Origin of the sequence: Streptomyces sp. SA15 (assembly GCF_002291145.1) — a bacterium.
In the GTDB taxonomy this organism is placed as follows: Bacteria; Actinomycetota; Actinomycetes; order Streptomycetales; family Streptomycetaceae; genus Streptomyces.
The window spans coordinates 1-23,936 of sequence record NZ_NTGE01000017.1 but is presented as its reverse complement, the minus strand read 5'-3'; the positions used below and the strand labels follow the sequence as shown (position 1 = coordinate 23,936).

Below are 23,936 nucleotides of genomic sequence, written 5' to 3'. Positions count from 1 at the left end.
GGTCGGCCAGGCTGACGGCGACCAGACAGGTCCGCGGGGGGGCGGTGAGGGCGGCACTACGGCGCCGGGCTCGGAAAGCAGCACGAACCGACCGAGGTAGCGGCCGCCCACGGATGCGCGCAGACGGATGCGCGCAGTTCGATCCCCTGAGGCGGCAGCCCGCAGCGGCGACCTCCAGGGCCTTCTCCTCCCCGGGCCGGCCGTCCTTGTCAAGGGCCCAGTGGGTCTGCCCGACGGTCAGCGAGCCGTCCTGGTCCAGGCGGGGGTGCCGGCCGAGCAGGCTCCCGTGCTACGCGTTCTCGATGCCGAAGATGCGGTCCTTGGCCTCGCCCGGAAGGCCGGGCCGCCGTCAACCACACCACGTACCTCGACCCGGTCGGCGAGCGCCCCGGCCGAGACGACGACAGGCTCCCCTTCAGGGCCGTACGCCTCAGCTGAGCTCGGCGAAGGCCTCCACCGCGTGGGTCTTGCCGGTGACCACGATGACGTCGCCCTTCTGGACGACCGTTTCGGCGGTGGCGTACGTGAAGTCCTCGCCCGGGCGTTTGATGCCGACGACCGTGATGCCGTACTTGCTGCGGACCCGGCTCTGGGCGAGCGGGACGCCGGTGGCGATGTCCGGGGCGACGGTCTTCGCCAGGGCGTAGTCGTCGTCGAACTGGATGAAGTCGAGCATGCGGCCGGTGACGAGGTGGGCGACGCGTTCGCCCATCTCGTGCTCGGGCAGGACGACGTGGTGGACGCCGAGGCGTTCGAGGATCTGGCCGTGCTGGCGGCTGATGGCCTTGGCCCAGATGTTGGGCACCTCGGCCTCCAGCAGGTTGGAGCTGACCAGGATGCTGGCCTCCACGGAGTCGCCGATGGCGACGACGGCGCTGGTGAACTCGTGGACGCCGAGCTGGTGCAGCACCTCGGGGTCGGTGCAGTCCCCGACCGCCGCGTGAGTGAGGGCGTCGCTGTACTTCTGCACCACGCGGGCGTCCGTGTCGATGCCGAGGACGTCCCAGCCGCGGTGCATCAGTTCGTTGGCGAGCGAGCTGCCGAAGCGGCCGAGGCCGATGACCGCGACCCGCTGGTCGCCGACGGAGGGGGCGTGCCGGTCGGCCAGGCGCTTGCGGCGGCGCCGGCGCAGGGAGTGCAGGTAGTCAACCAATGACGGGTCGCTCCTCGGGCAGTTCGTAGCGGCGTTTGCGCTCGCGCAGGGCGAGCGCCGAGACGAGGGTGATCGGGCCCAGGCGGCCGATGAACATCAGCAGGACGAGGATCACCTGTCCGGCGTCGGGGAAGTCGGCGGTGATGCCGGTGGACAGGCCGACGGTGGCGAAGGCGGAGACGACCTCGAAGAGGACGCCGTCGAAGGCCAGCGTGGTCATGCTCAGCAGGGCGAGCGTGGCGGTCATGACCAGTCCGACGCCGAGCAGCGCCACGGTCAGGGCCTGGCGCAGGACGTGCGGGGCGAGCCTGCGGCCGAGAACAGCGGAAGTGGGTTCGCCGCGTACCTCGGCGATGATCGCGACGGCCAGCACCGCGAACGTGGTGACCTTGATGCCGCCCGCGGTGCCCGCGCTGCCGCCTCCGATGAACATGAGCATGCAGGTCATCAGGAGCGTGGAGGACTGCATCGCCCCGATGTCGAGGGCGTTGAAGCCCGCGGTCCGGGTCATCGTGGAGTGGAAGAACCCGTTCAGGAGCTTCTCGGGCCAGTCGTGGAGACCCAGGGTGCGGGAGTTGGTCCACTCCAGCAGGCAGGTCAGCAGGGTGCCGACGGCGAGCAGGCAGACGGTGGTGATCAGGGTCAGCCTGGTGTGCAGGGTCCAGTTGCGGCGGCCGGTGGTGCGGCGGCGGTGCCGGTGGCGGAGCAGTTCCAGGAGCACGGGGAAGCCGATACCGCCGAGGATCACGGCCACGGCGACCGGCAGAGTGACCCAGGGGTCCTGGGCGTAACGGGTGAGGTTGTCGGCGTGCAGCCCGAAGCCGGCGTTGTTGAAGGCCGACACGGCGTGGAAGTAGCCGAGGTACGCGGCCTCGCCGACGGAATTGCCGTAGCCGGAGCGGAGGCGCAGGGCGAGGATGGCGGCGACCGCGAGCTCCACGATCAGGGTGGTGCCGGCCACGCCGAACAGCACCCGGCGCACGTCGCCGATGCCGAGGCTCTTGGTCTCCGCCTGCGCGGTGAGCTGCAGCCGCAGGCGCAGCTTGCCGGAGACCAGCAGGGCGAGCAGGGAGGCCATCGTCATGATGCCGAAGCCGCCCACCTGGATCAGCGCGAGGATCGCACCCTCGCCGAAACCGCTCCAGTACGTGCCGGTGTCCACGACCGCCAGGCCCGTCACACAGACGGCCGAGGTGGAGGTGAACAGCGCGGGCACCAGCCCGGTGGCCGTACCCCCTTCGGCGGAGATCGGCAGCGCGAGCAGTGCGGTCCCGAGGGCGACGACGACGGCGAAGGCCACCACGACGGTGCGGGCGGGGTGCGCGGTGAACAGCGAGTGGCGCGCCCGGGCGGTAGGTACGGCCACCGGCTGCCCTTCCTGGATACGTCGATTCCGTCAAGGGTTGGTATGAACTTCGCCAGGAGCTCGTCAAACCTGAGCGGCCGTCACCCTACCCCGCTAGGACGCGCATCAGGTGTTGTCGCGGCGCCCGAAGCGGAGTGTGCCGGAATCCGGCAATGTCCCGGCTCCCAGAGTGCGCGTCAGGAGCCCGTCAATGCCGTGTAAAGAACGTGTAGGGTTCCTCGCGGTGTGCCGGGAAGCCTGGTCGGCGGTCTTGAGAGAACTCTCTTCGCCGATCGGGGGTCCAGCCAGGTCATGGTGCTCGTCGTGGTCTTCGAAGTGGCACTGCTCATCGCGGTGCTGTTGTCGGGCCTCGCGGCCCGGACCGTCCTGTCGACATCTCTCCTCGTCCTGGTCGGTGGCGCGCTCGTCAGCGACGGGTTCCTCAGGCTGATCCACATCACGCCGGACAAGCGAGATCGTGTCCGTGACGGCCGATCTGTCCCTGTTCGCGGTGCTGTTCACGACGGCACGCACGTCTCCTCCTTCCCGAAGCTGCGGAGGAATGGCGCAACCCGGCCGGCTCCACCGACGTGCCGATCGCCCGCCTCTTCCGCGTCGACGGCCTCGCCGGCGTACCCGACGACGACACGACACCTCGTACCGCGAAGGAGGCCGGCCGTGTCGGCGCGTGAAATCGCCGTCGGCGACCAGGCAAGGTTGGCGGGTGCCGTGAGGCCGCCCGCCTGATGGAACGACACATCGGAGGATCGTGAACGGCTGGCAGAGCTGGGCGGCGATCATCGTCTTCGTCGCGACGTACGGCCTGATCATCAGCGAGAAGATCCACCGTGTGGGCGCGGCCCTCGGCGGCGCGGCGCTGATGCTGGCGATCGGCGCGACCGACGACAGGTCCGCCTTTTTCTCGGAACACAGCGGCGTCGACTGGAACGTCATCTTCCTGCTCATGGGCATGATGATGATCGTCGGCGTGCTCAAGAAGACCGGCATGTTCGAGTACCTGGCCATCTGGGCCGTGAAGCGGGCGCGGGCCAGGCCCTTCCGGGTGATGGTGATGCTGATCGTCATCACCGCCGTGGCCTCCGCCCTCCTCGACAACGTCACCACGGTCCTGCTCATCGCTCCGGTGACGCTGCTGGTGTGCGAGCGTCTCGCACTGCCGGCGGCCCCGTTCCTGATCGCCGAGGTGATGGCGTCGAACATCGGCGGCACCGCGACCCTCGTGGGCGACCCGCCCAACATCATCATCGCCAGCCGCGCCGGCCTGACCTTCAACGACTTCCTCGTCCACCTGGCCCCGCTGTCCGCCTTCCTGACCGTGGTGCTCGTCGCGATGTGCCGCTTCCTGTTCCGCAAGTCCTTCGTCTACGACGAGACACGCGCCGAGGAGGTCATGGCGCTGGAGGAGCGCGAGGCCATCCGCGACCCCCGGCTGCTCGTCCAGGGCCTGGTGGTGCTCGTCCTGGTCGTCGCCGGATTCGTGCTCCATCCGTTCCTGCACTACGAGCCCAGCGTCGTCGCCCTGCTCGGCGCGGGCCTGCTCATCGCGGTCTCCAGCGCGGAGGCCGGCGAGGTCCTCGGCGAGGTCGAGTGGCCCACCCTCGCCTTCTTCGCCGGGCTGTTCATCATGATCGGCGGTCTGATCGAGACCGGCGTCATCGGCGAGATCTCCCGGTCCCTCGCCGACGCCATCGGCGACAACGAACTCGGCGGCTCGATGCTGATGCTGAGTGCCTCGGCCGTGCTGTCCGGCATCGTGGACAACATCCCCTACGTCGCCACGATGGCGCCGATCACCGGAGACCTCGTGCAGGCGATGGGCGGTGGCGACGACCACGTCATGTGGTGGGCCCTGGCCGCCGGCGCGGACCTCGGCGGCAACGCCACCGCGATCGGCGCCAGCGCCAACGTGGTCGTCCTCGGCATCGCCGAACGCAACCGCCAGCCCATCACCTTCTGGCAGTTCACCAAGTACGGCCTGGTCGTCACCGCCGTCACCGTGACGCTCGCGGCGCTGTACGTGTGGCTGCGCTATTTCGCCCTGGTGTGAGGGGCGGAAGCCTGTGCAGCAGGACAGGCCCGCCGACGCTCGGCGGGCCTGCGTGGACTGACGGCTCGTCAGCCCGTGATCTCCACTTTCCCGTTGGACTGCGTCGGCTGCTCCGCGGAACCGGTGGAACCGACAGCCGTGCCGACCCGGTTCGTCACGCCCTTCAGCAGTTCCGCCAGGTCGACGCCCGTCGTGGAGCCGAGCAGTTCCAGCCCCTGGGCCACGTTGTCGGCGACCGCCCGCGGAATGCGGCCGGCACCGTCGGTGGAGATGACCGTCATCTTCTGCACGGCGCTGAGCGGCTCGGACGCCTTGGCGACGACCTGCGGCAGCACCTCGACGAGCATCTGCACGATGGCCGCGTCGCCGTACTGCGCGAAGGCGTCCGCCTTCTTCCGCATCGCCTCCGCTTCGGCCGCGCCCTTGGCGCCGATCGCCGCCGCGTCGGCCTCACCTTCCAGCCGTACCGCCTCCGCGATCGCCGCACGCCGGGCCCGCTCGGCCTCACCCTGCTTCAGGCCCTCGATGGCCTGGGCCTCGGCCAGCGCGCTGCGGCGCTGCTTCTCGCCCTCACCGGTCAGCCGGGCCCGCTCGGCCTCCGCCTGCGCGGCGGCGATCCCGGCCGACTTCTCCGCTTCGGCCTGCTTGACCCGGGCCACCCGCCTCGCCTCGGCCTCCTGCTCGGCGGCGTACCGCTGGGCGTCGGCCGGCTTGCGGACCTCGGTGTCGAGCTGGCGGTCCTTCAGCGCGGCCTGGCGCTCGGCGACCTTCTCCTGCTCGGAAAGAACCTGCTGCTGACGGGCGGCCTCGGCGAGCGGCCCGGCCGCGTTCGCCTGGGCCGCCGCCGCGTCCGTCTCGGCCTTGATCTCGGCCTGCTTCAGGTAGAACGTCCGCTGGGCGACGGCGATCTCCTCCTCCGCCTTCAGCCGGGCCTGTTCGGCGGCCCGCCGGGCCACGGCCTCGGCGATGTCGGCCTCCTGCCTGGCGCGGGCGGCCTCCGGGCGGCCGAGGTCCTCCAGGTAGGAGCCCTCGGTGGTGATGTCCTGGATCTGGAAGGCGTCCAGCACCAGGCCCTGCCCGGACAGGCTGGCCTCGGCCTCCTCGGCGACCTGCCCGGCGAAAGCGGCCCGGTCGCGGATGATGTCCTCCACCGACATCCGGCCGACGATGGCGCGCAGCGCACCCGACAGCACCTCCTGGGTGAAGCCGACGATGCCGTCCTGCTGCATCAGGAACCGCTGGGCGGCGGCACGGATCGAGTCCTCGGTGCCGCCGACCTTGACGATGGCGACACCCTCCAGGTGGGCCTTCACACCGCGAAGGGTGACCGCGCCGCGGACCGCCACGGGGATGTGCCGCGAGGACAGGTCGAGGGTGAACTTCTGCTGCACGAACGGCACGACGAAGACGCCGCCGCCGACCACGACCTTCTGACCGCTGTTGTCGGTGAAGACCCGGCCGGTCTCCGGGTCGGTGGCCTTCTCGCCGCGCCGCCCGGTGACGATGAACGCTTCGCTCGGACCCGCCACCTTGTAGCGGGTGATGACGACGAGTGCCAGCAGCACGAGGAGTACGACGACCCCCACCACCGCGACGACGACTGGACTCATGGCAATGCCCCCGAATCAACCTAGGACGAGAGGAGAAAAGAGAAGAGATGAGGTGGCTCAGTGATCCACCGGGCGAACCACGACCGATGTCGCGGACGGCGCCGCCTCCACCCACACCTCGGCGCCCCGGGCCACCGGCACGGCACTACGGGCCGCGAACTTCACCGGCTGACCTGCCAGTTGGAGCAGCACCTCGCCGAAGCCGTCGGCCGGGATGGCGGTCACCACGTTGCCCGAGGTGCCGACGAGGTCGTCGCCGCGTGGGGTGACGGCCGTCTGATCTCGCATCAGGGCGCGGCTGAAGCGGTACGTCAGCCAGGCCGTGCCCAGTCCGCAGACGGCTCCCGCCGTGGTGGCGGCCGCGGGGCCGGCGTCCGCCGCCCCGGTGGCGATGGCCCCGCCGAAGCCGGTCATCGCCGTGAACCCGGCGACGACCGGCAGCGACAGCCACCCGTCGAGGATGCCGCCCAGCGCGCCGTCGAGCGCGCCGTCCAGCATCCCGTCGAAGACCAGCGACAGAGCGAGCAGCACGACCCCCGTGATGCCGATTCCGAGAAACCAGGCCATACGTGCCGTCCCCCTCTCACCCGTCGCCGGCCTCCGGCTTGACGGGATCCTCCCACGCGGGGGCGGCAGGCTTCATTGCCGTATTCCGGCAATTTTTACGCGAATTTGATGCCGCATTGCGGCGGCGGCTCTACACCGCGGAGATGGGCAGCACGGCGCGCCCCTGACCGGGTACGGCGAGCGCCAAGGAGGGTTACGAGCGGGAGCACGGCACGACGGCGGGCAAGTCCTTGGAGGGTGTCGAAACCGAGGAGGGCGCCCGGCGGGAGCAGGACGGCGACGGGGAAACCGACCATCGCTAGTGCCCCGGCAGGCAACGTTCGCCCCCTACTGCAAGCGGGGCGGGAACGAGAAACGCCTCCGCGCTTCCGTCCCGGCGGGACAGGAGGGGTCGCCGGGCGTGGAAGACCTGCTCATGCGCCGGCCCGTACGGTCCCGCGGTGCGGCCCGCGAAGGACCGGCCCTCGACGGCCGCGTCCCGCACCCGCGCGGGACACGGCGCTCGCCGCCTTGCTTGCCCCGATGAACCGACTCCGGCCTCTCCTCGTGGCTGATCGAATCGCCGTCAGATGCGTCAGATGAAGTGCGGCCGCGAGGGTACTCACTCTTGGGGTGACCGCGCCGCCGGTGCGATGTGGGTTGCCCCGGGAGGGAGGCAGACGTGCGCCAGCGTCTGAGGACGGCCCGTTGTCTGTGCGACTTCGACTCCTCGGTGGCGGAGGTGCGGGCGGTGAGCCGGTTCCTTCGCGGGAAGGATTTCAGGGGGCTCGGCGTCGGTCCCGGATCCGAGTTCCTGGCCGACCTGGTCTCGCATCTGCCCTCCCCGGCGCGACGGCGGCTGTTCGTACGCGCCGCCCATCTGGAAGGTGCACCGCTCCACCAGGTACGCCGGGTGGGCGGGGAGGACCTGGCGGCCTGGACCGCCGACCAGTACGGCCCCGGCCCGTACCCCGCGGCCTTCATCGGATCCGGCAGCGGGGCCGCCGTCCATCTCGCCGCAGCCCTGCGCGCTCCCGTCCTGCCCCAGACGTACCTGGTGCCTGTGCGGGCCCGGCTCGATCCCGACCAGCCGCGCGCGGCCCTGAGCGCGGGCCTGGAGTTCGGCCGGCAGATGGTGAAGGCCAACCCCGACCTCGCCCTGTGCCACATGCACGACCCGAGCCAGGACCGGGCGATGCTGGTGCGCTTCATGTACTTCCGGTTCAAGCGGCTCCGGCTCGGTGCGACGCTGGAACGGTTCCTGGAGCAGCGGCTGGCCCCGGGCGCGACCATCTTCATCGTGGACTGCACCCTCACCTGGCCCGTGTCGGTACTGGGCGACCGGCACCGCTTCCAGTTCGGCGCCCTCGGCGGCATGCCGGCCGACGAGTACGCGGGCGGCAGCGAGCGCATCGCCCAGCATCTCGCCGAGCAGAAAGCGCGGGTCCGCCAATGGGACGCCCCGCCACCGGACGAACGGTATCCGGAGGCCGAGTGGGGGTACGACGACAGCCTCACCCCCGACATCACTGCACTGGCGGCACGCTGCGGCTACCAGGTACGCCGCATCACCATCGGCGAGCCGGAGCACCTCAGCCCGCTCGTCGCCGACCTGTACCGCTGGTGGTACCGCCGACGGGGCCTGCCGGCCGACCGGCTGCTCGTCGAGACCTACAACCAGTGGGAGCCGCACTGGGCGCTGCGACTGGGCGCCGTCCCCTTTTGGCTGCAGTTCACCGCCGAGTCCTCCTACCGCCTGCTCGACCAGTACCTGCGGCATGAGGAGCAGCCGTACCGGCGCATCCACGTGAACCTGTTCTCCAACGCACTGCGATCGGTCGGCCAGGTCCCGGCCGGGCAGTGGAGCGAGCTCGCCCGCCGGTACGCCGGCACGGAGGGAGGGCTGCTCGGTGTGGACGAGCGGGCCTATCCCGAGGACATCGGCAGCACGCTGCGCTACCAGCCGGCCCTGGCGGCCCTTCCCGAGCGGCATCCGCTGCCGCCCCCGCTCGGTCTGGAGGAGCTGGACGAGTTCCTCGCCGGGGAACGGCACACCGCCGCCCGCGGACTGGCCCGATTCGAGGCCCTCGGTGCGGCCGAGGGATGACCGGCTCCGCCGGCCGGCAGACCGGAACAGACGGGGTGGCGGAGGTGCGCAGGCCATGGATTCCCCTCGTGAACATCGCCCGCCGTTCCCCGAACGGACGGTCACGACGTACCACGACGGTGTGCTCGGACGGATGCGGAGCCGCGCCGTCGGCGACGTACACCCGGGCACGCCGGAGGTGGTGCTCGTGCAGGGCATGGGGGTGGCCGACTATCTGCTGCCGGGCCTCGCGGCGTTCGGCCGGTGGACACGGGCGCACCTGGTGGAGCTGCCCGGTTTTGCGGGGAGCGGCGATCCCCCGCACGAGCTCGACGTGCCGGAGTTCGGCCGCTGCGTCGTCGACTGGCTCGCCGCGCGCGCCCTGGGACCGGTGATCCTCGCCGGGCACTCCAGCGGAACCCAGGTCGCCGCCCACGCCGCGCTGGGCCATCCCGGCGTCGCGGGTGTGGTGCTGGCCAGTCCCACCGTCGACCCGATGGCCCGCGGTTACGTACGCCTGTTCGTCCACTGGCGGCTGGACGGACGGCGGGAACCGCCGGGACTGTCCGAATCGCACCGCCCCGAGTGGAAACGTGCGGGTCTTCGCCGGCTGCTGCACACGGCGCGGGTGCACCTGGACGACGCCCTGGAGGACTCGGTCGCCCGGCTGCGGGTGCCCCTGCTGATCATCCGGGGCAGGGACGACCGGATCGGCACCGCCCGCTGGGGCCGCCACCTGGCCGGGCTGGTTCCGGACGGGGAGTACGTCGAGGTCGCGGGGGCGCACACGTTCCCCTGGCTGGACCCCGAGGCGTGGTCGCAGCCGGTACGCGGCTTCGCGCGCCGCGTCGTCCCGGACGGAGCTGAGCGGCAGGACCGACCGCGGAGTTGAGCTTCGCCCTCGCGCATCCGGTATCGCGGAAGGTCGGCTCGGGGCGGCTCAGGTCGGCTCAGGTCGGCTCAGGTCGGCTCAGGAGGCCCTTCCAGGAGTGCCCGGGTGATACGGGCCAGTTCCACCGGAGCCGAGTAGTTCAGGGTGTGTCCCCCTCCGGGTACCTCGGCGAGCCTGCCCCGGGGCAGCAGTGCGACGACCTTCTCGGCCCACTCGGGCGGCACGATGGGGTCACGGGTGCCGCGTACGACCACCGCCGGGGTGCACAGGTGGCGCAGTTTGCGTTCGACCGGGTCATGCAGCTTGTGGCGGAACGTCCGCCAGGCCCGGGGCAGCCCGCAGTCCGCGTAGCTGAGCGCCAGTGCCCCACCCAGACCCGGCCGCTCCCAGCGCGCGTCCCTCATCAGACGGCCGGCCTGCCGCCAGACCGATCGCGCGTGAGGGTCGAAGGTGGGCCCGTTCAGCACCACCGGCCCGATCAGTTCGGGGGCGTGGGCCGCCAGGTCCACGACCACCTGGCAACCGGTGGAGTTCGCGACCAGCGGCACCGGTCCGCGGCCGGTGGCCCGCAGCCAGTCGGCCAGCGCCAGCGACAACTGGTGCACGTCCAGCGCCGCGGGCGGGCCCGGCGTACGCCCGAAGCCGGGCAGGTCCACCGCCACCGTCCTGGTGTCCGGCGCGAGCGCGCGGGCGAACGGCAGCCAGTACCGGTAGGAGCAGCCCAGACCGTGCACGCACACCACTTCCTGGGCGCCGGCGGGTCCGAGGACCGCCGCGTGGACCCGGGTACCGGCCGCCGCCGTGAACTCGTGCGCGTGCCAGTCCCTCACCGGGCGGCCTCACCGTGCGGCGACTCGTCGGCCCGCGCCCACGGCCGCGCCCACAACGGTCGCCGCCAGCGCCACGCGGCGCACCGTCGTCCGTCGCCGCCCGTGCCAGCCGCCGTCGACCGAGCCGTCCCCGGGCGCCGGTACGTGCAGGTTCCCGTGGGTCGCCGGGGCCGGCTCCTCGCGGGAGAGGTGCGCCCGGTCCACCTGGCGCGCCGCCGCCCGCTCCAGCAGTCCGGGAGCCATCCTCGACTGCAGCGCGATGGCGCGCCCCATCGGGCCGACCACGACCTCGCGCCGTGGCACGCGGACCACGTCCACGATGGCGTGGGCGACACGCTCGGCGCTGTAGACGGGAGGCATGGCCACGACCTTCCGGCCCGTGTAGTTGGCCGCGTGCTGGAAGAGCGGGGTGTCGATGCTGGCCGGCAGCACCGTGCATACGTGGATCTTCCCGGCGCCCTCGAGCCTCAGCTCCTGCCGCAGGCTCGCCCCGAGGGCCCGGACGGCGTGCTTCGACATCACGTACGCGTGGGTGTACGGCTGACTGACCACCCCCACGACGGACGATACGTCGACCAGAGTGCCGCTGCCCTGCTCCCGCATGGTGCGCAGGGCCGCCCGGGCTCCGTACACGTAACCCATGACGTTGACGTCGATGACCTTGCGGAAGTCCTCCAGCGGCACCTCCGAGAACGGACCGAACACGGTGACGGCCGCCGCGTTGACCCATACGTCGATCCGCCCGAACCGCTCCACGGCCCGCCGCGCGAGATCCTCCACCGCCGCGACGTCCGTGACGTCGGTCGGAACGACGAGCGTCCGAGCGCCCCGATGCCGCTCGCACTCCCGCGCGGCCGCCGCCAACGCCTCCTCTCCCCGCGCGGCCAGCACCACAGCACAGCCCTTGCGGACGAACGCCTCCGCGGTGGCCCGTCCGATACCGCTCGACGCCCCCGTGACCACCACTACCGAATCGCGCACTCGCATCCCGCCGCCTCCTCGTGCCTGACCGTGGCCGGGGCCCGAGCCGGAACCCGCAGCTCAGCCGGGTACCCGACGCCGGGCGGCACAACCACCGCGGCTGCACGTGGGCGCAAGGTACGCGCCCGTTCCGGATCCACCGCCCCGGCACCCCCGCCGGGTACCGCGCCGGCAACATCTCCGCCCGGCATATGGATCACAGCGTGATCGCGGAGCGGACCGCCGGTGAGACTCACCCCTGACATCCATACCCCCAGGGGGTATAATCGTAGTCACGCCTGTGAGCCCGGGGACGGGCAGCTGCCTAGGGGAATGGGGATGAAGATCATGGACCACAGCGCTCACCACACTGGCACCGCGCACGACCAGGCCGCCCACGAGGGCCACCACGGTCATGCCGACCACGCGATGTCCCACGGCGGGCACGGGAAAGCGTCCTGGGCCATGGCGGCGAAGGCGACGCTGCACTGCCTGACGGGGTGCGCCATCGGCGAGATCCTCGGCATGGTCATCGGCACCGCCCTGATGTGGGGCAATGTGCCGACCATGGTCCTCGCGATCACGCTCGCGTTCGTATTCGGCTACTCGTTCACGCTGTTCGCCGTGCGGCGGGCCGGCCTGGACTTCAGAACCGCGATCAAGGTGGCCCTCGCCGCCGACACCGTATCGATCGCCGTGATGGAGCTGGTCGACAACGCCATCATCGCCCTCACCCCGGGCGCGATGGACGCCCACCTTTCCGACGGGCTGTTCTGGTCGGCCCTCCTGGGCGGGTTCGCGGTCGCCTTCCTGATCACCACGCCCGTGAACAAGTGGATGATCGGCCGCGGCAAGGGCCACGCCGTCGTCCACGCCTACCACTGACAACCCGCCGCCCGACCAGCACCGGAACTCGCCGCACTGTGGCAGAGCAACCTGCACCAGAGGCACACCGTTCAACTGCGCTTCGCCGAGGCCCTGGTCCGGCGACATCCCCGCCCAGGTCGCCGAACTGAAGCGGCAGCCCGGCCGTGAGCTGCAGATCCATGGCAGCGGCCGGCTGGCCCAGTCCCTGCTGGCCGCCGGGCCCCCCTGCTGCCGCCCTGGCTACACAGCGACCTCGTCCAGGAGCTCGGGGCCGTTGTTCTGGACACTGTTGACGGCGGTCGAGACGGGCCGGGCCCGCAGGTGGCCGTTCGCGGGCTGGGTCAGCAGTGCGCGCAGTTCGTCCGGGTCCTGGTGGTGGGGGTCGAGCCAGGCACCGTAGTGATCGGGGTTGAGGGCGAGTGGCATGCGGGGGTGGACGCGGCCGGCCGCGTCGGTGGCCTCGGTGGTGAGGACGGTGCAGGTCATCAGCCAGGCGGCGGGGTCGTCGTCGCGCTTCACCGCCGGGTCGCGCCAGTATGCGTACAGCCCGGCGAGCGCCATCACCTGCTCGTCGGCGGAATGGATGAAGTAGGGCTGCTTGCGGGTCTTGCCCGTGCCCTTGTCCTTCAGCTGCTGCCACTCGTAGAAGCCGTCGGCCGGCAGCAGGCAGCGGTGCTTGACGAACGCGCGGCGGAAGGCCGGCTTGTCGTGCACGGTCTCGACGCGCGCATTGATCATCCGGGAGCCGATCTTCGTGTCCTTCGCCCAGGACGGCACCAGGCCCCAGCGCAGCGGTCGCAACTCCCTCTGTACCGACGCGGCCTCCTGCTTGTCGCGCGGGGTGCGCTCGAGGACGGCCCACACGTCGTCGGTCGGGGCGACGTTCCAGTTCGGCTCCAGCGCCTCCTCCGGGCGCCATTCGGTGACCCGGAACTGCTGGACCAGATCCTCCGGGCTGCGGGTGGAGACGTACCGACCGCACATACCGCCACTGTGCCACCGGAGGCGCCGTTTCGGCGTTCCTCCTGTGGTCGTCCGCGCCCTTCGCTCGCCTGGCCGTCACCACACCGGGCGACGAAAGCGGCGTATTGACATCAATCAGACGCGGTTATATGTAGGTCAAGTGTATGTGGGTCAAGGAGGAGTCTCTCCAGGTTTGTGCAGGTCAAGCAGCCAGGGGAGGTGAGGACGATGCCTGGAGGGCAACAGCGGCGCGATCACTACGCGGTTCTCGGCGTCCCGCCCTCCGCGTCCGACGCGCAGATCACCACGGCATACCGCAGGCTGGTCCGTTCGCTGCACCCGGACACCCGCCCCACGGATCCGGCGGCAGCCGACCAACTCTCCGACGTCCTCGCCGCCTACGACACGCTGCATGACGCCGGACGGCGCGCGGCGTACGACGCCACGCGCGGCCGACCGACCGGCAGCGCCGCTCCCGGCAGGTCGGTACGGGTCCGCGTCGTCCGCGGGACTGCCGACCCACTGAGAGACCTGAGGGAAGTGAAAGACCTGAGGAGGGACCTGAGGGACCTGAGAGCCGGCTTCATCGGGCTGCCGCTCGCGTCGGCCGACTTCGGTTTCCTCACGCGGATCCTGCGGCAGTGGATGCGGGAGACGGATTCGTGGTTCTGACGCTGTTCGCGCCGGGCGGCGGCCACCCGGTGTCGTAGCGCCTCCACGTCACTCGAGGAGGGCGTCGTGGAGTGGTTCACGGATGCCCATTACTGGCTGGGCAGGCTGCTGTTCCAGCGTGGCCTGGCCGTGCTCTACCTCGTGGCGTTCCTGAGCGTGGCCGGCCAGTTCCGCGGGTTGATCGGCGAGCGCGGCCTGCTTCCGGTGCCGCGGTTCCTGGCGTCGGTCCGTTTCCGGCAGGCCCCGAGCCTCTTCCATCTCCACTACTCGGACCGTTTCTTCGCCGCCGTGACCTGGACGGGGGTGGCGCTGTCCGCGGCCCTGGCGGCGGGAGCGGGCGATCAGGTGCCGCTGTGGGCGTCGATGCTGATGTGGGCGGTGCTGTGGGCGCTGTACCTGTCGATCGTGAACGTCGGGCAGACCTGGTTCGGCTTCATGTGGGAGTACCTGCTGCTGGAGGCCGGCTTCCTCGCGATCTTCCTGGGCAACGACACCACGGCCCCGCCGGTCCTTGTGCTGTTGCTGCTGCGCTGGCTGCTGTTCCGGCTGGAGTTCGGCGCCGGGCTGATCAAGCTGCGTACCGACCGCTGCTGGCGCGACCTGACCTGCCTGTACTACCACCACGAGACCCAGCCCATGCCGGGCCCGCTCAGCTGGTTCTTCCACCATCTGCCCAGGCCGGCGCACCGGGTGGAGGTCGCGGCCAATCATTTCGCCCAGCTCGTCGTGCCGTTCGCGCTGTTCGCTCCGCAGCCGGTGGCGAGCGCGGCCGCCGCCTTCGTGATCGTCACCCAGCTGTGGCTGGTGGCGTCCGGGAACTTCGCGTGGCTGAACTGGCTGACGATCGTGCTGGCGCTGCCCGTCATCGGCGGCTCGGCCACCACCGACGCCCTGGGCCTGCCCGCGCCGCCGTCCTTCGCCGCCGCGCCGGCGTGGTACGAGGGCGTGGTGCTGGCGGTCACGGCGGGCGTGGCGGTGCTCAGCTACTGGCCGGTCCGCAACCTGCTCTCCCGCCACCAGCTGATGAACGCCTCCTTCACCCCGCTGCACCTGGTCAACACCTACGGCGCCTTCGGCACGGTCAGCCGGGTCCGCCACGAGCTGGTCATCGAGGGCACCGACGAACCGGAGGTCACCGACGCCACGGTGTGGAAGGAGTACGGCTTCAAGGGCAAGCCGGGCGACGTGCGCCGCCTGCCGCCGCAGGTGGCCCCGTACCACCTGCGGCTGGACTGGCTGATGTGGTTCGCCGCCCTCTCCCCCGCGTACGCCGCGCCCTGGCTCCCGGCCTTCCTCGTCGCCCTCCTCGACGGCAACCCCGCCGTCCTACGACTGCTGCGCCGCAACCCCTTCCCCGACGCGCCGCCCACCTTCGTCCGGGCCCGCCTCTACCGCTACCGGTTCAGCACCCGGCACCAACTGCGCTCGACGGGCGCCTGGTGGGACCGGACGCTCGTGGGCGACTACCTTCCGCCCCTCACGAAAGCGCCGGCTACCGCCGCACGGAACAGCAGGTAGAGAACAACAGGTAGCGAACGATAGGCGTAAAGCGGAAATTTCTTGACAATCCAGGGCGTTAGTTCTAATTCACTACTTAGGACGCAGATGGAGGAGAGGACCATGGCACGTGCAGTGGGAATCGACCTCGGCACGACGAACTCGGTGGTCTGCGTGCTGGAGGGTGGGGAGCCCACGGTCGTCACCAACACGGAGGGCTCGCGGACGACCCCGTCGGTGGTCGCCTTCGCCAAGAGCGGCGAAGTGCTGGTCGGTGAGGTGGCCAAGCGCCAGGCCGTCACCAACGTGGAGCGCACCGTGCGCTCGGTCAAGCGCCACATGGGCGAGGCGCAGTGGCACTTCCCGGAGACGGGAACCATCGACGGCAAGCGGTACGCCGCCCAGGAGATCTCCGCACGGGTGCTGCAGAAGCTGAAGCGGGACGCGGAGGCGTACCTGGGTGAGGACGTCCACGAGGCGGTCATCACCGTACCGGCGTACTTCAACGACTCCCAGCGCACCGCGACCAAGGAGGCCGGGGAGATCGCCGGTCTGAAGGTGCTGCGCATCATCAACGAGCCGACGGCCGCGGCTCTGGCCTACGGGCTGGACAAGGAGAGTGACCAGACCGTCCTCGTCTTCGACCTGGGCGGCGGCACCTTCGACGTGTCGCTCCTTGAGATCGGGGAGGGCGTGGTCGAGGTCAAAGCCACCAACGGCGACACGCACCTGGGTGGCGACGACTGGGACCAGCGGATCGTCGACCACCTCGCCAAGCAGTTCAAGAACAACTACGGCGTGGACCTGACCAAGGACAAGATGGCGGTGCAGCGGCTGCGGGAGGCCGCGGAACGGGCGAAGATCGAGCTGTCGTCGTCCACCGAGACCACGGTGAACCTGCCCTACATCACCGCGTCCGCCGAGGGTCCGCTGCACCTGGACGAGAAGCTCACCCGGGCCCAGTTCCAGCAGCTGACCGCGGACCTGCTGGAGCGCTGCAAGGGCCCCTTCCACCAGGCCGTCAAGGACGCCAGGATCAAGCTGGCCGACGTCAACCACGTGATCCTGGTGGGCGGTTCGACCCGTATGCCCGCCGTCACCGAGCTGGTGAGGGAGCTGACCGGCAAGGACCCGCACAAGGGCGTCAACCCGGACGAGGTCGTGGCCGTGGGCGCCGCCCTGCAGGCCGGTGTGCTCAAGGGCGAGGTCAAGGACGTCCTGCTGCTCGACGTCACCCCGCTGTCCCTCGGTATCGAGACCAAGGGCGGCATCATGACCAAGCTGATCGAGCGCAATACGACGATCCCGACCAGGCGTTCGGAGATCTTCACGACGGCCGAGGACAACCAGCCGTCGGTGCAGATCCAGGTCTACCAGGGCGAGCGCGTGATCGCGGCGTACAACAAGAGGCTGGGGATGTTCGAGCTGACCGGTCTGCCCCCGGCGCCGCGCGGCGTCCCGCAGATCGAGGTCTCCTTCGACATCGACGCCAACGGCATCATGCACGTCACCGCGAAGGACCTCGGCACGGGCCGGGAGCAGCGGATGACGGTCACCGGCGGTTCCGCCCTGCCGAAGCAGGACATCGACCGCATGATGCGCGAGGCCGAGCAGCACGCCGAGGAGGACCGGCGCCGGCGGGAGGCCGCCGAGACCCGCAACCAGGCCGAGCAGGTCGCCTACCAGACCGAACGGCTGCTCGCCGACAACGCCGACAAGATCCCCACGGACGTGAAGGGCGAGGTCGAGACCGCGCTGTCGGAGCTCAAGGAGACCCTCAAGGCCCAGCCGGCCGACAGCGACAACACGGCTGCCCTGCGCCAGGCGACGGAGAAGGTGATGGCGGCGGCGCAGAAGGTCGGCACCGCCATGTACGCCCAGGCACAGGGCGGGCAGGCCGCCGCCGGCGCCGGTGCGGGCGGCACCGCGGCGGGTGACACCGGCCAGGAGGAGGACGTCGTCGACGCGGAGATCGTCGATGACGACAAGCGGCAGGAGGGTGCCGGATGAGCCGACCCGGCGAGACGCACCGACCTGGCGAACACCCGCTGACGATCGTCCGGAGCGAGGACCGGCGGAAGACGGAGGGAGCCCTGGAGCCGCGGCGGCGCGGCGACGTCGAGTCCGCCCGGCAGGCCGCCGCGGCCCCCTCCGAGTCCGATCTGCTGCGGAACCTGTTGCGGGAGCGGACGGCGGACCTGCAGCGGCTGAAGTCCGAGTACGACAACTACCGCAAGCGGGTCCGCCGCGACCGCCGCTCCGTCGGCGAGATCGCGGTGGCCAACGTGCTCGCCGGTCTTCTCCCCGTGCTCGACGCCCTGGACGAGGCCCGCAAGCACGGCGAGGTCACCGGCGGTTTCCAGCGGGTCGCCGACGTACTGGAGACCGAACTCGCGGCGCTGGGCCTGGAAGCCGTCGGCGCTCCGGGAGACCCTTTCGACCCGGCCCTGCACGAGGCCGTCTGCTGCACCCGCGCCGACCACGTCGACCGGCCCACCTGCACCACGATCCTCCGCCCCGGCTACCGAGTCGGCGACCAGCTGCTACGGCCCGCGCAGGCAGAGGTCACCGAACCGCCGGCCGACTAGCGTCCTTCCGGTTCATGCGAATGTGACGCGGCTCCTATGCGCGCTTTGCCCTGTGTGCAGAGGATGTGACTTTCAGCCTGTCGCCCGGACGAGCCGTCGACGGCGGGCTCGCGGGAAGGAAGTCCGCCCATGTCCGAGCATGTACACGTCCGCATCAACAAGGGTCTGGGAGTCACCGAGAGCGGTGAGCTCGTCGAGGAGTCCTCCTGCCGCTGCGGGGCCACCTGGACGAAGACCTACCAGGTCCGGGACGAGGATTCCGAGTAGCCGGTCGGTCCTGGGCAGTCGACATGCGTGAAGTACGGAGCGTTCGTAAGCTGAGCTGTTCAGTCATATGGATGCGCTGTCTGTCGCTCGGCAGCCCCGGGCGACGCGGAGCGCGTGAGGTGTCCGACGATGGCCTGGATCTCTGCTCTCCTCTCCGTCGACCGGAGCGGCCGTGCTACGCGGGCAGCGGCCGGTCTGCGGACTCTGCTGGGCCGGCCGATGCCGCGGCGCGAGCCCGCCGCGGTGCGGGACGGTGAGCGCGGGCGAGTCGTGGTAGAGCCGCGAGCGCCGTGGTTCGTCGAGGGCCGGGCGGCCGACCTCGGTCCGGTGACGGTGGCCTATGAGCGGCAGGGGACCGGCGAGCCGGTGGTCCTGCTGCACGGGCTGGGCTGTCACCGGCAGGCGTGGGACGCGGTGGTGCCGCTGCTGACCGGGCAACGGGAGGTCATCGCGATGGACCTGCCCGGCTTCGGCCAGTCTCCCGACCTCGACCCCGGCGTCCCCCGCGACCTCGAGACGGCCGTGTCCTGGCTGGGCTCGGTGTTCACCGCGCTGGGCGCGGAACGGCCGCACGTGGTGGGCCACTCCCTGGGCGGGCTGATCGCGCTGCGGCTGGGCCAGGCCGGGATCGCGGGCAGCGTGACCGCGCTGGCTCCGGCGGGCTTCTGGACGCCCGCCGAGCGACGGTACACCTACGCTCTGCTGACCGCCGCCCACCAGGGCGTGCGCCTGCTGCCGGACAAGGCCCTGGAGGTCCTGGTCGGCACCGCGCCCGCCCGCGCCGTCCTGACCGGCACCCTGTACGGGCAGGCCGGCCTCTGCCCGCCGCACACGGTGGCCGCCGCCCTGCGCACGCTGCGGGACTCGACCGCCTTCCGGGCCACCTTGCGGGCCGGCCGCGCACCGAACCTGTTCACCGGCGACATCCCCGACGCGCCGGTCACCATCGCCTGGGGCACTCACGATCGCCTCCTGCCGCCGAGGCAGGCGACCCGGGCCCGAGCCATGATCCCGGGCGCCCGCCTGGTCCCCCTGCCCAACTGCGGCCACGTCCCCATGCTGGACGCACCCGAGCTGCTCGCCCACGTCATCCTGCGGGCCACCGCACCAGCAGCCGTGTGAGGGACATCGTCACGGGTACTTAAAACATGCCAAAACTGCATAAACATTACGGAGGTGGTCTGGATGACTCTGCCCGTGCGACGCGGCACTTCGGGCAGGCTCTCCGAGCGGCGCTTCCCCGGCTGGCGGGACCCGCTGGCCGAGTTCGACGATCTGTTCGGCCGGATGGGGAGCCTGCTGGAATCGACAGTGGGCGGAGCCCTGACCGAAGGAGCGGCCTGGGCGCCTCTCGCCGACTTCGCCGAGACCGACGACGCCTACCAGATCGATGTCGACGTGCCCGGCGTCAAGCGCGACGACATCAGCATCGAGGTGACGGACCGGGAGATGGTCATCAGCGGGGAGTTCAAGGAACGTGAGCGCGGCGGCGTCCTGCGCCGCGGCACCCGCCGGACCGGCCGCTTCGAGTACCGCACCATGCTCCCCGGGGAGATCAACGCCGAAGGCATCAACGCGACGCTGAGCGACGGCGTACTGACGGTGACCGTCCCCAAGGCGGAAGCCGCCAGGCCACGCCGCATCGAGATCACAGCCGGGGAGTGACAACGGGGAATGACAACGGGGAGTGACGAAGACCGGCTGCCACTGTGTGGCAGCCGGTCCAGTGCGTCGGGGGTGTGTTCGGGGGAGAGGGGATACCCCACCGTCAGAGGGTGAGGCGCGCCTCGGCGGCGGTGATGACCGCGCTGCGCCGGCGGTGGCCGCGCTCGTACTCCAGCACCTCCCCGGCCAGGGCGGGGTCGACGCCTTGAAGCCGGGCCCTGATCTGCTCGGCGGCCATGTCGTCATAGCCCGGCCAGGGTTCGCCGACGCGCAGCCGCTCGATGGCGTTGAGGACCTCGGGCCGGTTGGCATGCGCTCGCTCGTAGCCCTCGACGACCGTCAGATCCGCCTGGGACAGCATGCGCAGCTGCCCGGTGAGGTCGCTGACCTCGAGCTGCTCATAGCCGGAGACCGGCAGGTCCTCGGCCCGGGTGACCGCGCCCCGGACCTCCTGCGCCACGCGTGTGGCCGCGTCGGCCGGCCCGCCTTCCATGGATGCGCGCCAGGCGTCGGCGGCTTCCGCCGCGACGGCGGCGGCGTGCTCGGCGAGGCTGTCCTGAAGCCGTCGCAGCAGGTCCTCGTCCTGGCGCAGCAGCTCCTCGAACAGGTCGGCGGCAGCCTGGTCGTGGGCCTCTACGGCGATGCTCTGACCGGCCCTGCACGCTGCCACCGCCCGCGCGGTGATCCCGTACTCGTCCTCCGCGTTCCTCAGCAGGCGGCGCTCGTCGGTCGACTGCCGGCCGCGGATGGCCTCCGTGGCGATCAGCGCGCCTATCTCCAGGGGCAGCCGGGTCAGCCGGACCGCGTCCCGGGCGAGGGTCCCCACCGACTGGATCGTGTCCTGCAGCGGGCGACTGGGACGCAGGGCGCGGATACGGCGGTCGATACGGGTGATGTGGTCCTGCGTGGCCGACATGTGGTCCTCCAGTGCCGACCGGTGCGGGCCGGCGGGGGTGACGTTCACATCGGACCGGAAACGGTCGATGACCGCTGTGTGGGCCTCACGGGCGTCTTCGAGCGCCGGAATGAGCGCATTCGTCGTCACTGCCATCAACGGACTCCCTCGCTTGTCGGCGGGCCGTCGGGGACCGGATTCCTCATACGGCCGCGGCCCGAGCCATCCTCGATCAGCGGCCCGAAGATCGCCCCACGAGCGAGGCGCGCCGACCGGCCGACATCCGCACCGCCGCCCGGCCGAACCGCCCCTGCGAGCGTGGCATCCCGTTCCGCCAATCGGGTGAATCGCGCGGGGTCACGGTGTCGTCTGTGCCGGGCGAGGTGCGCACGGGCGGATAGCGTGCCACCGCCGCAGGCGCCGCCGTGATCGAAGGAGAAGCATCTGTGAGGGAGTCCCCGCTCGACCGGACCGCCGGTCTGCCTCATGGCGCCGCGCCGGCGTACCCACCCGCCCGGCCGGTGGAAGGACCGCCGGACAACCTGGACCTGGGAGCCGGTGAGGCGACCGCGGAACAGATGGTCGGCATGATCTGGACCTCCGCGCTCCTGGCCCGGCATCGTTCACGTGGTTGACGGCGCCCACGGCACCCGTCGAGCGTCGCCGGACCATCTCATGGCTTCCACACCTCCGGCCCTCCCCCGTGCCACTCGATGAGCCCGGATTCGGCGACGTCCACCTCGTCCCAGTTCGGCAGGCCGGCGTTCCGTAGGAGCGTGGTCAGGTCGTGCAGGCTGTGCGCGGTGCCGAGGATCTCTCCGTCGACCTCCACCTGGCGGCCTCCGGTCTCGGACGGCCGGAAAACGATCACTCGGCGCTCAGACATGACACCAGCCTGACCCGCCCCCGACAGCGTCTGCATCCTGGGCGCGGCCACCCGTAGGCAAGACGCCCCTGATGGCGACCGCCGTATGCGCGATGAAGGCATCGGCGCGATGCTGGAAACGGACGGGCGCAAGCGAAACACCGAGCCGCACGGACGAGACACGAGCAGCTCGGATCGTCAGCGGAAGGAACAGCGGAAGGAAAAACGGAGGGAATCACGATGGACCACGACACCTTCATCGGACAGGTACAGGCCCGGGCTCATCTGGACAGCCGCGGTGCCGCCGAAGCCGCCACCCGCGCCACCCTGGAAACGCTGGCCGAGCGCATCCCCGCCTCCCTGGCCGACAACCTCGCGGCCCAGCTGCCGCGAGAGGTCGGCGAGCATCTGCGCCGCGTCGCCACCGCCCCCGACCAGCCCGACACCGGTGTGCGGATGGAGTACCGGGAGTTCCTCGACCGCGTCGCCCAGCGCGCGGGCGCCGACACGGCCAAGGCCACCCACGAGGCTCGTAGTGTCGTGGAGGTCGTCGGCGAGGCCACCGAGGGCAGCCTCATGAGCAAGGTCCGCCAGTCGCTGGACGACGAACTCGCCCGGATTCTCTTCGCCGGAAGCACCGGCAGCGTCAGCTGAGGGAGAGGAGCCGACGATGGAGGAGCACTTCGTCTGGGTGACCACGCGCCGCCTTCGGCCGGGCACCCTGGAGGACTTCGAGAGGTCATGGCAGCCGACCTCCCACCCGAACGGTATGCGCCGCGCCTTCGCGTACTGGTCCGAGGACGGACAGGAGATCACCGGGGTGTCGTTCTGGGACTCCAAGGAGGCATGCGACGCCTGGCGGGCCTCGGAGCCGGAGGCGCAGCGGCGCGCGAGCATGGCCCCGTACGTCGCCGAGGAGCGGGAAGGCTTCTACCGCGGCCGTGAACTCGCCATCCCTCAGCGGTAGCCGCGGCGATCTCCCTTGGAGCCTGTGTCACAGGCTCTTCACTCGCCCGGCGACGCGGGCCCGCCAGATGGTGGGTGTCTCACTTGTTGGGTTCGGCGGCGCTGATGTCTCCGAGCGCCGACTGCGGGTCGCGTTCGACGGCGAGGTCGCCCAGTGAGATGACGCCCACCGGCCGGTCCTCCTCCTCCACGACGGGCAGCCGGCGGATCGCCCGTTCCCGCATCAGCTGGATCGCGCGGTCCACGTCGTCGTCCGGCGAGACGGTGATCGTCTCCGCGCTGCAGACCTCCCGCACCGGCTTGCTGTTGATGTCGGCTCCCTCGGCGAGAGCCCGCACCACCAGGTCCCTGTCGGTGACCACACCGCGCAGGTGGTCTTCTTCGATGACCAGTACGTCGCCGATGTCCTCGTCCCGCATCCGGCGCGCGACCTCGACCAGCGGCGTCTGCGGCGATACCGCCACAGGGTCCCTCGTCATGACTTCTCGAACCTGCTGCGCCATCGGATCCTCCTTCACCGGACCATGTGGAATCCCGAATCCCCCCAGCGGTTTCGCTCCCGCACCGAGTACCACACAGGACGGTGGATTTATCGTGTTTAGTGCACAGCTTCCTCCGTGCTGCTCCTGCCGTCCGCGGGAGGGCGACATGAAAGTCGAACTGGTCCAGCAGGCCGCCAACGCGCTGTTCGACGTTCCGGACAGCGTGCACGAGGAGATCATCACGCTCATCGAGGCAGTGGCCGAGGACCCGGTGATTCAGGTCCCGGATCTGGCCGCCGCGTTCGGTGAATGGTGCTGGCTCGTCTACACCATCCATGGTGACGTGGTCGAGGTGCTGGACGTCGGCTGCGCCCGGTGACGTCGGACGGGCATGGGGCCGACACAGACGGATACTCGTTCACTCGTTGAGGCACCGCGCGAGTGAGTGACTGACGTCTGCGATCGGAAGCGGTTGAGCATGGCGGTCGTACCCAAACCCGGCATTCGAACGGCGGCGGCAGACAAGGATGCCCGTACGGAGGCAGCCGCGGAACCTCTCGTGTCGCCGGTCAGATCGCACACCGAGTGGGACCCGCTGGAGGAGGTCATCGTCGGGCGTCTCGACGGCGCGACGATCCCCGGCCACCATCCGGTCGTCACCTGCAACATCCCGCCCTGGGCGGCGCGCGCGCAGGGGCTCGCCGCCGGATTCAGGTATC

The 23,936-nt window shown here is 70.7% G+C and carries 25 protein-coding genes and 3 pseudogenes; 18 read left to right on the top strand and 10 right to left on the bottom strand.

What is annotated here, in order from left to right; all coding sequences use genetic code 11:
- Positions 1-430: 430 nt before the first annotated feature.
- A complete protein-coding gene (locus CLM62_RS02860; protein ID WP_095748286.1) occupies positions 431-1,153 on the bottom strand; it encodes a TrkA family potassium uptake protein in 723 nt (240 codons plus the stop codon).
- Positions 1,146-2,519, bottom strand: coding sequence for a potassium transporter TrkG (locus tag CLM62_RS02855; protein ID WP_257003632.1), 1,374 nt, complete (start codon positions 2,517-2,519; stop codon positions 1,146-1,148). Before CLM62_RS02855 ends, CLM62_RS02860 begins: the two co-directional genes overlap by 8 nt.
- A gap of 291 nt (positions 2,520-2,810) precedes the next feature.
- Here CLM62_RS02855 and CLM62_RS52880 point away from each other — a divergent pair.
- Both CLM62_RS52880 and CLM62_RS02845 read left to right on the top strand, forming a co-directional pair.
- Positions 2,811-3,076, top strand: a pseudogene (locus CLM62_RS52880) (sodium:proton antiporter); the annotation flags it as partial.
- A 191-nt stretch (positions 3,077-3,267) separates the two neighbouring features.
- Complete coding sequence (locus CLM62_RS02845; protein ID WP_095748285.1) at positions 3,268-4,566, top strand: SLC13 family permease; 1,299 nt, start codon at positions 3,268-3,270, stop codon at positions 4,564-4,566.
- A gap of 68 nt (positions 4,567-4,634) precedes the next feature.
- On the opposite strand, the gene CLM62_RS02840 is transcribed toward CLM62_RS02845, so the two are convergent.
- A complete protein-coding gene (locus tag CLM62_RS02840) occupies positions 4,635-6,176 on the bottom strand; it encodes a flotillin family protein (protein WP_095748284.1) in 1,542 nt (513 codons plus the stop codon).
- Positions 6,177-6,233: 57 nt separating this feature from the next.
- Positions 6,234-6,743, bottom strand: a complete 510-nt coding sequence (locus tag CLM62_RS02835; RefSeq protein ID WP_095748283.1) for a hypothetical protein — start codon at positions 6,741-6,743, stop codon at positions 6,234-6,236.
- Between the two features lie 661 nt (positions 6,744-7,404).
- Between CLM62_RS02835 and CLM62_RS02830 the strand changes: the two genes are divergently transcribed.
- Both CLM62_RS02830 and CLM62_RS02825 read left to right on the top strand, forming a co-directional pair.
- Complete coding sequence (locus CLM62_RS02830) at positions 7,405-8,829, top strand: hypothetical protein (RefSeq protein WP_095748282.1); 1,425 nt, start codon at positions 7,405-7,407, stop codon at positions 8,827-8,829.
- A 55-nt stretch (positions 8,830-8,884) separates the two neighbouring features.
- Positions 8,885-9,700: an alpha/beta fold hydrolase gene (locus tag CLM62_RS02825; protein WP_095748281.1), complete on the top strand. Its 816-nt coding sequence runs from the start codon at positions 8,885-8,887 to the stop codon at positions 9,698-9,700.
- 68 nt (positions 9,701-9,768) lie between these two features.
- Here CLM62_RS02825 and CLM62_RS02820 read toward each other — a convergent pair whose 3' ends face one another.
- On the bottom strand, positions 9,769-10,530 hold the full coding sequence (locus CLM62_RS02820) for an alpha/beta fold hydrolase (RefSeq protein ID WP_095748280.1): 762 nt from the start codon (positions 10,528-10,530) through the stop codon (positions 9,769-9,771).
- Positions 10,531-10,539: 9 nt separating this feature from the next.
- The gene (locus CLM62_RS02815; protein WP_095748279.1) at positions 10,540-11,517 is read right to left on the bottom strand and encodes an SDR family oxidoreductase; all 978 of its coding nucleotides are present in this window, start codon (positions 11,515-11,517) and stop codon (positions 10,540-10,542) included.
- Between the two features lie 321 nt (positions 11,518-11,838).
- On the opposite strand from CLM62_RS02815, the gene CLM62_RS02810 reads away from it, so the two are divergent.
- Positions 11,839-12,375, top strand: a complete 537-nt coding sequence (locus tag CLM62_RS02810; protein ID WP_095748325.1) for a DUF4396 domain-containing protein — start codon at positions 11,839-11,841, stop codon at positions 12,373-12,375.
- A 97-nt stretch (positions 12,376-12,472) separates the two neighbouring features.
- Positions 12,473-12,577: pseudogene (locus CLM62_RS50950) on the top strand (dihydrofolate reductase); the annotation flags it as partial.
- A 20-nt stretch (positions 12,578-12,597) separates the two neighbouring features.
- Here the strand turns inward: CLM62_RS50950 and CLM62_RS02800 are convergent.
- A complete protein-coding gene (locus tag CLM62_RS02800) occupies positions 12,598-13,341 on the bottom strand; it encodes an SOS response-associated peptidase (RefSeq protein WP_095748278.1) in 744 nt (247 codons plus the stop codon).
- Positions 13,342-13,548: 207 nt separating this feature from the next.
- Between CLM62_RS02800 and CLM62_RS02795 the strand changes: the two genes are divergently transcribed.
- The 7 genes from CLM62_RS02795 to CLM62_RS02770 all read left to right on the top strand — a co-directional run bounded on the left by CLM62_RS02795 (position 13,549) and on the right by CLM62_RS02770 (position 20,009).
- Positions 13,549-13,992 carry a J domain-containing protein gene (locus CLM62_RS02795; RefSeq protein ID WP_095748324.1) on the top strand — a complete coding sequence of 148 codons (444 nt, stop codon included), beginning with the start codon at positions 13,549-13,551 and terminating at the stop codon, positions 13,990-13,992.
- A gap of 66 nt (positions 13,993-14,058) precedes the next feature.
- Entirely contained in the window at positions 14,059-15,510 is a 1,452-nt protein-coding gene (locus CLM62_RS02790; RefSeq protein WP_095748277.1) for a lipase maturation factor family protein, read from the top strand.
- A gap of 102 nt (positions 15,511-15,612) precedes the next feature.
- A complete protein-coding gene (gene dnaK / locus CLM62_RS02785; RefSeq protein ID WP_095748276.1) occupies positions 15,613-17,499 on the top strand; it encodes a molecular chaperone DnaK in 1,887 nt (628 codons plus the stop codon).
- Positions 17,496-18,077, top strand: a complete 582-nt coding sequence (gene grpE / locus CLM62_RS02780) for a nucleotide exchange factor GrpE (RefSeq protein WP_095748275.1) — start codon at positions 17,496-17,498, stop codon at positions 18,075-18,077. Before dnaK ends, grpE begins: the two co-directional genes overlap by 4 nt.
- 129 nt (positions 18,078-18,206) lie before the next feature.
- Entirely contained in the window at positions 18,207-18,344 is a 138-nt protein-coding gene (locus CLM62_RS49665; RefSeq protein ID WP_179381905.1) for a hypothetical protein, read from the top strand.
- 129 nt (positions 18,345-18,473) lie between these two features.
- The gene (locus tag CLM62_RS02775; RefSeq protein WP_257003631.1) at positions 18,474-19,466 is read left to right on the top strand and encodes an alpha/beta fold hydrolase; all 993 of its coding nucleotides are present in this window, start codon (positions 18,474-18,476) and stop codon (positions 19,464-19,466) included.
- A 63-nt stretch (positions 19,467-19,529) separates the two neighbouring features.
- The gene (locus CLM62_RS02770; protein ID WP_095748274.1) at positions 19,530-20,009 is read left to right on the top strand and encodes an Hsp20/alpha crystallin family protein; all 480 of its coding nucleotides are present in this window, start codon (positions 19,530-19,532) and stop codon (positions 20,007-20,009) included.
- A 103-nt stretch (positions 20,010-20,112) separates the two neighbouring features.
- On the opposite strand, the gene CLM62_RS02765 is transcribed toward CLM62_RS02770, so the two are convergent.
- Positions 20,113-21,060: a hypothetical protein gene (locus CLM62_RS02765; protein ID WP_095748273.1), complete on the bottom strand. Its 948-nt coding sequence runs from the start codon at positions 21,058-21,060 to the stop codon at positions 20,113-20,115.
- 290 nt (positions 21,061-21,350) lie between these two features.
- Here CLM62_RS02765 and CLM62_RS02760 point away from each other — a divergent pair, with 290 nt between their 5' ends.
- Positions 21,351-21,539, top strand: coding sequence for a hypothetical protein (locus CLM62_RS02760; protein WP_095748272.1), 189 nt, complete (start codon positions 21,351-21,353; stop codon positions 21,537-21,539).
- 38 nt (positions 21,540-21,577) lie between these two features.
- On the opposite strand, the gene CLM62_RS02755 is transcribed toward CLM62_RS02760, so the two are convergent.
- Complete coding sequence (locus CLM62_RS02755; RefSeq protein WP_095748271.1) at positions 21,578-21,790, bottom strand: hypothetical protein; 213 nt, start codon at positions 21,788-21,790, stop codon at positions 21,578-21,580.
- A 219-nt stretch (positions 21,791-22,009) separates the two neighbouring features.
- Between CLM62_RS02755 and CLM62_RS02750 the strand changes: the two genes are divergently transcribed.
- Together CLM62_RS02750 and CLM62_RS02745 are read left to right on the top strand one after the other, a co-directional pair.
- Entirely contained in the window at positions 22,010-22,423 is a 414-nt protein-coding gene (locus CLM62_RS02750; RefSeq protein WP_095748270.1) for a DUF2267 domain-containing protein, read from the top strand.
- 16 nt (positions 22,424-22,439) lie between these two features.
- The gene (locus CLM62_RS02745; RefSeq protein WP_095748269.1) at positions 22,440-22,736 is read left to right on the top strand and encodes a hypothetical protein; all 297 of its coding nucleotides are present in this window, start codon (positions 22,440-22,442) and stop codon (positions 22,734-22,736) included.
- Positions 22,737-22,815: 79 nt separating this feature from the next.
- Here CLM62_RS02745 and CLM62_RS02740 read toward each other — a convergent pair whose 3' ends face one another.
- Positions 22,816-23,238 carry a CBS domain-containing protein gene (locus CLM62_RS02740; RefSeq protein ID WP_095748268.1) on the bottom strand — a complete coding sequence of 141 codons (423 nt, stop codon included), beginning with the start codon at positions 23,236-23,238 and terminating at the stop codon, positions 22,816-22,818.
- Between the two features lie 145 nt (positions 23,239-23,383).
- On the opposite strand from CLM62_RS02740, the gene CLM62_RS02735 reads away from it, so the two are divergent.
- Both CLM62_RS02735 and CLM62_RS50945 read left to right on the top strand, forming a co-directional pair.
- Entirely contained in the window at positions 23,384-23,596 is a 213-nt protein-coding gene (locus CLM62_RS02735; protein ID WP_095748267.1) for a hypothetical protein, read from the top strand.
- A 99-nt stretch (positions 23,597-23,695) separates the two neighbouring features.
- Positions 23,696-23,936, top strand: a pseudogene (locus CLM62_RS50945) (amidinotransferase); the annotation flags it as partial.

Bases quoted from the DNA above. Each gene is read 5' to 3' on its own strand.
- CLM62_RS02755 (WP_095748271.1), bottom strand. From the start codon at position 21,790: ATGTCTGAGCGCCGAGTGATCGTTTTCCGGCCGTCCGAGACCGGAGGC.
- CLM62_RS02735 (WP_095748267.1), top strand. From the start codon at position 23,384: ATGAAAGTCGAACTGGTCCAGCAGGCCGCCAACGCGCTGTTCGACGTT.
- CLM62_RS02795 (WP_095748324.1), top strand. From the start codon at position 13,549: ATGCCTGGAGGGCAACAGCGGCGCGATCACTACGCGGTTCTCGGCGTC.
- CLM62_RS02775 (WP_257003631.1), top strand. From the start codon at position 18,474: ATGGCCTGGATCTCTGCTCTCCTCTCCGTCGACCGGAGCGGCCGTGCT.
- CLM62_RS02810 (WP_095748325.1), top strand. From the start codon at position 11,839: ATGGACCACAGCGCTCACCACACTGGCACCGCGCACGACCAGGCCGCC.
- grpE (WP_095748275.1), top strand. From the start codon at position 17,496: ATGAGCCGACCCGGCGAGACGCACCGACCTGGCGAACACCCGCTGACG.
- CLM62_RS02770 (WP_095748274.1), top strand. From the start codon at position 19,530: ATGACTCTGCCCGTGCGACGCGGCACTTCGGGCAGGCTCTCCGAGCGG.
- CLM62_RS49665 (WP_179381905.1), top strand. From the start codon at position 18,207: ATGTCCGAGCATGTACACGTCCGCATCAACAAGGGTCTGGGAGTCACC.
- CLM62_RS02835 (WP_095748283.1), bottom strand. From the start codon at position 6,743: ATGGCCTGGTTTCTCGGAATCGGCATCACGGGGGTCGTGCTGCTCGCT.
- CLM62_RS02745 (WP_095748269.1), top strand. From the start codon at position 22,440: ATGGAGGAGCACTTCGTCTGGGTGACCACGCGCCGCCTTCGGCCGGGC.
- CLM62_RS02800 (WP_095748278.1), bottom strand. From the start codon at position 13,341: ATGTGCGGTCGGTACGTCTCCACCCGCAGCCCGGAGGATCTGGTCCAG.
- CLM62_RS02840 (WP_095748284.1), bottom strand. From the start codon at position 6,176: ATGAGTCCAGTCGTCGTCGCGGTGGTGGGGGTCGTCGTACTCCTCGTG.
- dnaK (WP_095748276.1), top strand. From the start codon at position 15,613: ATGGCACGTGCAGTGGGAATCGACCTCGGCACGACGAACTCGGTGGTC.
- CLM62_RS02815 (WP_095748279.1), bottom strand. From the start codon at position 11,517: ATGCGAGTGCGCGATTCGGTAGTGGTGGTCACGGGGGCGTCGAGCGGT.
- CLM62_RS02825 (WP_095748281.1), top strand. From the start codon at position 8,885: ATGGATTCCCCTCGTGAACATCGCCCGCCGTTCCCCGAACGGACGGTC.
- CLM62_RS02750 (WP_095748270.1), top strand. From the start codon at position 22,010: ATGGACCACGACACCTTCATCGGACAGGTACAGGCCCGGGCTCATCTG.
- CLM62_RS02765 (WP_095748273.1), bottom strand. From the start codon at position 21,060: ATGGCAGTGACGACGAATGCGCTCATTCCGGCGCTCGAAGACGCCCGT.
- CLM62_RS02740 (WP_095748268.1), bottom strand. From the start codon at position 23,238: ATGGCGCAGCAGGTTCGAGAAGTCATGACGAGGGACCCTGTGGCGGTA.